Origin of the sequence: Aeromonas sp. QDB30 (assembly GCF_027707645.1) — a bacterium.
GTDB lineage: Bacteria > Pseudomonadota > Gammaproteobacteria > Enterobacterales > Aeromonadaceae > Aeromonas > Aeromonas caviae.
Map to the genome: position 1 here is coordinate 1 of NZ_JAPCIY010000160.1, position 1,722 is coordinate 1,722.

At 56.6% G+C, this 1,722-nt stretch carries 1 protein-coding gene and 1 pseudogene; both read left to right on the forward strand.

Features of this window, described 5'->3' with window-relative positions; all coding sequences use genetic code 11:
• The coding region (gene istB, locus PG896_RS20880) for an IS21-like element ISAs29 family helper ATPase IstB (protein WP_270836186.1) at positions 1-669 on the forward strand (669 nt) is incomplete at its 5' end.
• A gap of 80 nt (positions 670-749) precedes the next feature.
• Positions 750-1,722: pseudogene (locus PG896_RS20885) on the forward strand (IS3 family transposase); the annotation flags it as partial.

Here is a 1,722-nt window from a genome sequence, read left to right on the forward strand (position 1 = left end):
ACCTACGAAGGGCTGCCCTTCATCGAGCGGCTAAGCCTGCTGGTCGAACACGAACAACTGAGCCGGGAGCAGCGTAAGCAAACTCGGCTGGTCAAGCAGGCAAGGCTCAAACTCCAGGCCACGGTGCAGGAGCTGGACTACCAGTCAGCACGCAACCTGGAGCGGTCACAGGTAGCAAACCTGGCCCAAGGAGAGTGGCTGCGCCGGGGCCAGAACCTGCTCATTACCGGCCCCTGTGGCTGTGGAAAAACCTACCTGGCTTGTGCGCTGGGCTACCAAGCCTGTCAGCAAGGGCATAGCACTCGTTACTACCGGCTGCCACGTCTGCTGCTTGAGCTGAGCCAGGCCAAGGTAGATGGCAGTTACGCCAGACTGTTGGGTCAACTGGCAAGGATAGAGCTGCTGATCCTGGATGACTGGGGACTGGAGGCGGTGAATGCCGAACAGCGCAACGCACTGCTGGAGATCATGGATGATCGGTATGGGAAATACTCGACGATAGTGGTCAGTCAGCTGCCAACTGAAGAGTGGTACGCGAGCTTGGGTGACAACACCCTGGCAGATGCGATCCTGGACCGGCTGATGCACAACGCTCACCGGCTGCCACTGAAGGGAGAATCGATGAGGAAGAGGAGAAGTGAGTTGACCCAATCTGAACAGTCGAGTTAGAAACGAGATGACGTGAGCGCGTTAAGGATCAGGGTGTTCACGTTGGCCGGAATGGCTGTTCAACTTCGCCGGAATACGCAAACGCAAACCAGCTTTTCAAATGGCGTAAGCAATTCCAAGAAGGGTCTCTCACGGCGATCACCGCCGGTGAGGATGTTGTTCCTGCTTCCGAGTTGGCTGCTGCCATCAAGCAGATCCGAGAGCTACAACGTCTGCTCGGGAAGAAGACCATGGAGAACGAGATCCTCAAAGAAGCCGTGGAGTATGGTCGAGCAAAAAAATGGATTGCGCATGCGCCCTTGTTGCCGGGGGACGACGATTAAGTGCTGTGAGCCAGGCTCTTAATGTATCGCGTGCGCAGCTATCCGTTCGTGTTCATCGAAAACCGGGTTGGCAAGATGGTCGTCATCATCGCCAGCGTGATGATGCAGCCTTACTTGGCCGTATCATGGAGGCGATGGCAGAGCTTCCCTCCTATGGCTATCGCCGGGTCTGGGCGCTGTTACGGCGCCAGTCTGAGGCAACAGAACAACCTGTGGTAAACGCTAAGCGGGTATATCGCGTCATGCGCGAGCATGGCTTGCTGCTGGAAAGAAAACCAGCTGCACCATTGGCCCAGCAGGCACATAAGGGGCGTGTTGCCGTCAACGAGAGCAATCGACGGTGGTGCTCAGATGGCTTCGAGTTTCGCTGCGATAACGGTGAAAAACTACGTGTCACGTTCGCCATGGATTGCTGCGATAGGGAAGCGTTGGACTGGGCGGCCAGTACTGGGGGTTACGACAGTGACACTGTGCAAGATGTCATGCTGAGGTCTGTCGAACGTCGCTTTGGGGATTCGTTGCCGGCATCACCGGTGGAGTGGCTGACTGATAATGGCTCGGCGTATCGAGCCCATGAGACCCGCGCGTTTGCACGAGAAATCGGGTTGGAGCCCAGAACTACTGCGGTGAGAAGCCCACAGAGCAACGGTATGGCGGAGAGCTTCGTGAAGACGATGAAGCGAGACTATATCGAGATGATGCCAAAACCGGATAGCCGAACAGCGGTAGG